Below are 6,715 nucleotides of genomic sequence, written 5' to 3'. Positions count from 1 at the left end.
CCATGACAGGTTCAAGACGACAAAACCAAGGAGAAGCCGTCCGGAATTGTCGCCATGACGGGTTCAAGACGACAAAAATAAGAGGAAGCCGTCCGAAATTGTCGCCATGAAGAGTTCAAGACGACAAAACCAAGGGGAGCCGGTCCGGAATTGTCGCCATGACAGGTTCAAGACGACAAAACCAAGGAGAAGCCGTCCGGAATTGTCGCCATGACGGGTTCAAGACGACAAAACCAAGGGGACCCGCTCCGAAATTGTCCTCATGACAGGTTCAAGACGACAAAACCAAGGGGACCCGCTCCGAAATTGTCGTCATGACAGGTTCAAGACGACAAAACCAAGGGGAGCCGTCCCGAAATTGTCGCCATGACGGGTTCAAGACGACAAAACCAAGGGGAGCCGTCCCGGAATTGTCGCCATGACGGGTTCAAGACGACAAAACCAAGGGGAGCCGTCCCGAAATTGTCGCCATGACGGGTTCAAGACGACAAAAATAAGAGGAAGCCGTCCGAAATTGTCGCCATGAAGAGTTCAAGACGACAAAACCAAGGGGAGCCGGTCCGGAATTGTCGCCATGACAGGTTCAAGACGACAAAACCAAGGGGAGTCCGCCCGGAATTGTCGTCATGACAGGTTCAAGACGACAAAACCAAGGGGACCCGGTCCGAAATTGTCGTCATGACAGGTTCAAGACGACAAAACCAAGGGGAGCCGTCCCGAAATTGTCGCCATGACGGGTTCAAGACGACAAAACCAAGGGGACCCGGTCCGAAATTGTCGTCATGACGGGTTCAAGACGACAAAACCAAGGGGACCCGGTCCGAAATTGTCGCCATGACGGGTTCAAGACGACAAAACCAAGGAGAAGCCGTCCGGAATTGTCGCCATGACGGGTTCAAGACGACAAAAATAAGAGGAAGCCGCCCGGAATTGTCGCCATGAAGAGTTCAAGACCACAAAACCAAGGAGAAGCCGTCCGGAATTGTCGCCATGACAGTTCAAGACGACAAAACCAAGCCGGTCCCGTCCGAAATTGTCGCCATGACAAATACATGACGACAAAAATAAGAAGACCCCGCCCAGAAATATCGCCATATTTTAGCAGAAACGATCCTTTCAATCTAACACCAAAATGACTAGGAGCAATCCTAGCCATTTTTTTGCAAGACTCACCACTTTGAACACAAGAAAACCGCTCTACGCCGCATTCTCAAGGAAACCATTCAGGCCCATCTGGGGGCCCGTCCTTCACAAAGGCAAAATGACCTCAATCAGGGTTCCGTTCTCATCACTCCAAAAATTGACACTGCCATGATGATTTTCAATAATTTGCTTAGAAATCATGACCCCTAATCCAGTTCCGCCTTCCTTCGTCGTAAAGAAAGGCTCCCCAATCCGTTTTAGGAGATGCGGCGGAATTCCGCTGCCAGTATCCTTAAAGAAGATTTTGACCCGATCATTGCCTAATCTTTTTAATTCAATCGTAATCATACCGCCATTTGGCATCGCTTCAAGAGAATTCTTCAAAAAATTGATAAACACTTGTTTCAACTGATTCTTGTCACAATTAATCGTAAGATCCTCACATTGATTGACAATTTCAATCTGGACATCCTTCATAATGGCCTGCGTATCAATGAGCATTTTGACCTCGTTCATCAACGTTTTCATCTGCTCTTTTTCATATTTTAAATCCTGCGGTTTGGCTAGAACCAACAGCTCGCCTAGGATCAGCTCAATCCGGTCCATCTCAGATTGAATAATATCAATATAGGCCTTATTTTCCAATTGCGCTTCCATCAGCTGGAGAAACCCTTTAATGGCGGTAAGCGGGTTCCTGACCTCGTGGGCAATTCCAGCGGCTAGCTGCCCGGCGATGGTCAATTTCTCCGAATGAAGCAGCAGCTCTTGCGTCTTTTTCCGTTCCGTCATATCCCGAATAATAATATGCTGGCCAGACTGATGATTAAAAAAGGTTGGAACCGCCTTGATCTCCACCTCAAGGGGAGTGCCATCCATTCGGTTTATGACGAATTGCTTAAAAGTAGTGGGTTCGCCGTCCGTGACACTTTTAATCCGTTCTCTTGCTATTTGCTGATAATCCGGATGGACAAAGTCTAATAGAGTTTTCGACATCACTTCTTCAACGCTCTCAGCGTTTAATAACTTAATTCCTGTTTCATTAATGAAGGTAATTCTTTCATTGCTCGCAATAACGACGGCATCTGGCGAATGCTCCACTAAATTCCGAAACGCTTTTTTGCGGTTCAAAAGTTCCTCCGTTGCCTTCACTCGTTCCGTTATGTCCCTCATGACCCCGACTATTTCGATAATATTCCGGGTATCCGGGTCCACAATGGGTTTGCTCAAGGACTCTACCCAGACGAAATTCCCGTCCTTTTTGCGAAGCCGGAAGGAAACTCTGCTAGATTCAAGCTCGGTGAAACCATGATTCAAAACGGCCTTTTCTCGATCTTTTTTATCGACCAATTCAGAGAAATGCCATCCCGCGAGCTCATCAGGTGTATATCCCAGTATAGCTTCACAAGAAGGGGAAACATAAAGGATTTCTCCCAGCACATTCGTGGTCAGGATGATATCCAGAATATGGTCGGTCAGGAGTCGGTGAAACTCTTCAATTCTACGAACCTCCGCCTTTTTTCGCTTTAACTGGGTAATATCTTTTGCTATGATTTGGATTCCTGCAATTTGGTTTTCGGAGCTAATGGGGAGCAGCATGATATTTAAGTCGATGATCTGGCCCCATTTGTTGATGGATTTGCAGTCGAAGTTGTGGAATTGTCCCAATGCTGCTTTATGGAAGTAGTTCAAAAATTTATCTAATTCTTCCGTGGCGATCATAGATTGGAATTTCAATTGTTTGGCTTCCCTGTTTGAGAACCCCATTAACTCTTCAAAAGAAGGGTTTACCTGAATAACATAGCCATCCAAATCGACGGTCAAAATAGCATCTTGGTTAGAAGCAATCAGCTTCTCTTTCCCTTGGCTTTCTAGGAATCTCGTGAGTAATTGTTTCTTTTCATGCTTAATTTCTTCGATCGGACTGTTCATCTCTCTCTATCAGTTCCTTTCCCCTTAATGCTCGTCTATAAAAATAGCCAAGATGGAATAGGCCACCTTGGTTAAATCTCGCTCGTTTATCCCAATTTTATTGTATATCTCCACAGAAAAATTATCAATTTTTTCCTAAATTACACATTTTAGTTTTCAAATGTTTGTCAAATTTTCAGTTCATTTCGTGAATCATGCCCATTTTGCCTATACAGTTGTACAGTGGAGTGCTACAATTTTGGTAAAAAGTAACACGATTTAAGAAAGTGGTGAAATCGTTAATTTTCCATAAAAGACACCTTTTAATGTGATCAGTTTGTCACTTAGTGTTCTTAGATCAGCGGCTAAGCCTTTGACGATGATTATTTCTAAACAGTTATGATGATCGATATGCAAATGGGTAGCGGCCAGAATATTTTCATGGTATTCATGCTGAATACCCATCATTTCATTGACCAGTTTATTTTGATGGTGATTATAAAAAAGCAAAATCGCACCCGCAACGATTTCCGAGTTATTGGTCCAATTATGTTGGAGGATAGCATCGCGAATAAGATCTCTCACAGCCTCAGAACGGTTCGAATATCCCTTTTCTTCTATGATTTTATCAAAATTTTCAAGTAACCTTTCATCCATAGAAACACCAAATCTAGTAAGTTTATTATTTTCCAAGGCGATGCAGCTCCCTATCCATATGATTACATAGAAAAACAATCTCCTTCTTTATTGTATAGCATAAGAAAGGATAAATGAACATGCCTGCTAACCGGTTACTAATTAAACACAACGAACCAAGCATGAAGGGAATCCTCCTGGTTTTATTGCCAGCCAGCCTATTCTCGATCATTTTGGCCATTGGGATTGGCCCTGTCTCGGTTGCACCCGCCACCGTAGCAAAAATCATTTTAAGCAAGCTGCCATTTCTATCCGAACACATCGCCCATCATTGGACTCCATTGGAAGAGAACATTGTCTGGGGCTTGCGCTTGCCAAGAGTGTTATTGGGAATGATTGTTGGCGCCTCCTTGGCCGTAACCGGGGTGGCGATGCAGGCGCTGGTCCGCAACCATTTGGCAGACCCCTTTATCCTTGGGGTTTCTTCAGGAGCCTCCGCAACTGCCACGCTTGGCATGATTTTTGGGGTTTTCTCCTTTTTGGGAACGTATGCCCTTTCTTTGAGTGCCTTCCTTGGAGCGGCAGCAACGATCATCATCGTCTATTGGATATCAAGAGTCAAAGGGAGAATCAATATCACCCAATTATTGCTCTCAGGAGTCGCGCTCGCCATGGTGATGGATGCGGTCACGAATATGATTACGCTGAGTGCCCCTAATGCCTTGGGTTTGCATAATGCGGCATTTTGGATGTCGGGCAGTTTAGCTGGAGCGAAGTGGGGGTATTTGACGCTGCCCTTAGCCGCCATCGTCCTTTGCATGATCGTTCTGATGGTTCACTACCGGGCGCTGAATGCCTTGGTTTTAGGAGAGGAAACAGCGGAAACGCTTGGCTTCCACGTGAGAAGAATGCAAAAGATCCTTGTCCTGGTGTCCTCCCTTTTAGCCGGGGTGACGATCGCTGTCAGCGGTTCGATTGGCTTCATCGGATTGATGGTCCCGCATATCACGCGGCTGTTGATCGGATCCGACCATAAGCGAGTTCTGCCGATCAGTGCTTTTCTTGGGGGGATCCTCGTCGTTTGGACCGATGTGGCGGCCCGGCTGTTGATCGCGCCGGAGGAATTGCCGCTTGGGATCTTGACGGCTCTCTTTGGCGGTCCCTTCTTTATTTGGCTGCTTAAGAAAAATACGCGGATGTAAAGGGGTGTGTGCATGAAGTTAAAGGTGGAAAATCTTGATTTCTCCTATGCTGAGTCCAGTGTCATTCAAGATATTTGTTTGCATGTGGAAAACGGCGAATTTGTTGGGATCATCGGGCCAAACGGAAGCGGGAAATCGACGGTTTTGAAAAATATCTACCGGGTACTGAAGCCGGACGGTGGTGCCGTGCTTTTGGATGGTGAAAATATTTTTAAAATGAGCAGCAAAAAAACGGCTGCCGTCATGGGGGTGGTTGGGCAAGAAAATACGATTCCGTTTGATTTTAAGGTGGAAGAAATAGTGGCAATGGGTCGAAGCCCCCATAAAAAGCTTTTTGATGCGGATACAAAAGCGGATCGGGAAATCGTGGCAGACGCCTTACGGGAAACGGGCATGGAGGAGATGGCAAAGAAAAGCTATTTGCAGCTCTCCGGCGGAGAAAAGCAGCGTGTCATTATCGCGAGAGTGCTGGCACAGCAAACGAATCTGCTGCTATTGGATGAACCGACCAATCACTTGGACATCCACTATCAATTGCAGATGTTTGATTTAATTAAGGGATTAGGGGTCACGGTATTGGCCGCCATCCATGATCTGAACATTGCGGCCCTTTATTGTGACCGGCTTTATGTACTAAAAGAGGGGAGATTATGGGCATCAGGCACCCCGGAGGAAATCTTGACCCCCTCATTGATGACGGAGGTCTACGGGATTCATGCGGATGTCATCATTCATCCCGTCACGAATAAAGTTTCAATCACGTATTTGCCGAAAAGCCTGAAGGAGAGATGGACGTGAAAAAATGGATTATGGGTGTGTTGCTGCTGGCTGTCATATTGGGAGGATGCCGTTCCTCTTCAGGTGAAACAGGGGCGAAGGCATCAGCACAACCATCTATGACGTTTGACAATTATGGCAGAAAAGTAGTGGTCACGAAGAAGCCGTCAAAAGTACTAACATTCGGACCGAATGCGACCGAGCTATTCGTTGCACTCGGGCTGACCGATTATGTCATCGGCAATAGTCTCGATAACCATAGCCGGGGCCCATTGCCAGAATACAAAGAGGAATATGCCAAGATCCCAGAATTAACGTACGGTTCAGCGACGCGGGAGGCCGTGATTTCCAGCGGTGCAGATTTTATTTATGGGATTGATTGGGAGTTTGGCGGGGACGGACTGGATGTAAAGGAATTGGCTGATTTTGGCATGACCACCTATGTGAATCGTGCCACAACCTACGAGCAGATGTACCAAGAAATTCTTGATCTTGGAAAAATTTTTCGAATTGAGGACAAGGCAGCGGCTTTTGTGGCCGATCAAAAGGATAGAATTGCGGCTGTGAAAGAGAAAATCTCAGGTCAAAAACCAGTGAAGGTATTGGTGTACGATAGTGGCGGAGATGGAGTGTTCACAGCAGGCGGAACCAATTTTGAAACGTTGTTAATTGAATCCGCGGGCGGGAAAAATATATTTGAGGATATTACAGATAAGCAATGGACCACGGTAAGCTATGAAGAGGTATTGGACAGGCAGCCGGATGTGATCGTGATTCATGATTATGATGCTCCTTCATTAGAACAAAAAATAAAGGACATCAAAAAGGATCCGGCACTGTCGCAATTGGATTGTGTGAAAAACGAAAAATTCGTCGCCATTTCGTTAGAAAGTGTTTTGCCGGGGGATCGAATGGCATATACAGTTGAAACGTTAGCAAAAGGGTTTTATCCGGAAGTGATGAAGTAGGCTCCTACAAATAAAGACGTGCAAAATTAGCGTGAAAAGACAGCGGGTACTTAAAAGTGTTAAAAAAGTCCAGCCAGGAAG

The 6,715-nt window shown here is 45.8% G+C and carries 5 protein-coding genes; 3 read left to right on the top strand and 2 right to left on the bottom strand.

Annotation, left to right across the window (positions count from 1 at the left end; all coding sequences use genetic code 11):
- Positions 1-1,248 precede the first annotated feature (1,248 nt).
- Together NFS43_RS18665 and nikR are read right to left on the bottom strand one after the other, a co-directional pair.
- On the bottom strand, positions 1,249-3,072 hold the full coding sequence (locus NFS43_RS18665) for a PAS domain S-box protein (RefSeq protein WP_251554290.1): 1,824 nt from the start codon (positions 3,070-3,072) through the stop codon (positions 1,249-1,251).
- A gap of 258 nt (positions 3,073-3,330) precedes the next feature.
- Positions 3,331-3,744, bottom strand: a complete 414-nt coding sequence (nikR, locus tag NFS43_RS18660; protein WP_251554289.1) for a nickel-responsive transcriptional regulator NikR — start codon at positions 3,742-3,744, stop codon at positions 3,331-3,333.
- 83 nt (positions 3,745-3,827) lie between these two features.
- Here nikR and NFS43_RS18655 point away from each other — a divergent pair, with 83 nt between their 5' ends.
- Genes NFS43_RS18655 through NFS43_RS18645 form a run of 3 tightly spaced genes read left to right on the top strand, consistent with a single transcriptional unit; the run spans position 3,828 to position 6,634 of the window.
- Positions 3,828-4,889 (top strand): FecCD family ABC transporter permease, encoded by a 1,062-nt coding sequence (locus NFS43_RS18655; protein ID WP_251554288.1) that lies wholly within the window; start codon positions 3,828-3,830, stop codon positions 4,887-4,889.
- A 12-nt stretch (positions 4,890-4,901) separates the two neighbouring features.
- Positions 4,902-5,687 (top strand): ABC transporter ATP-binding protein, encoded by a 786-nt coding sequence (locus NFS43_RS18650; RefSeq protein WP_251554287.1) that lies wholly within the window; start codon positions 4,902-4,904, stop codon positions 5,685-5,687.
- Positions 5,684-6,634 carry an ABC transporter substrate-binding protein gene (locus tag NFS43_RS18645; RefSeq protein ID WP_251554286.1) on the top strand — a complete coding sequence of 317 codons (951 nt, stop codon included), beginning with the start codon at positions 5,684-5,686 and terminating at the stop codon, positions 6,632-6,634. The genes NFS43_RS18650 and NFS43_RS18645 overlap by 4 nt, the downstream gene beginning before the upstream one ends.
- Positions 6,635-6,715: the final 81 nt, after the last annotated feature.

Source organism: Neobacillus muris (genome assembly GCF_943193175.1).
In the GTDB taxonomy this organism is placed as follows: Bacteria; Bacillota; Bacilli; order Bacillales; family Cytobacillaceae; genus Neobacillus; species Neobacillus muris.
The sequence above is the reverse complement of the archived record's forward strand: the minus strand, read 5'-3'. Positions and strand labels throughout refer to the sequence as shown.

What these genes read in the sequence shown, in the direction of transcription:
- NFS43_RS18665 (WP_251554290.1), bottom strand. Translation starts at nt 3,072, where the DNA reads ATGAACAGTCCGATCGAAGAAATTAAGCATGAAAAGAAACAATTACTC.
- NFS43_RS18655 (WP_251554288.1), top strand. Translation starts at nt 3,828, where the DNA reads ATGCCTGCTAACCGGTTACTAATTAAACACAACGAACCAAGCATGAAG.
- NFS43_RS18650 (WP_251554287.1), top strand. Translation starts at nt 4,902, where the DNA reads ATGAAGTTAAAGGTGGAAAATCTTGATTTCTCCTATGCTGAGTCCAGT.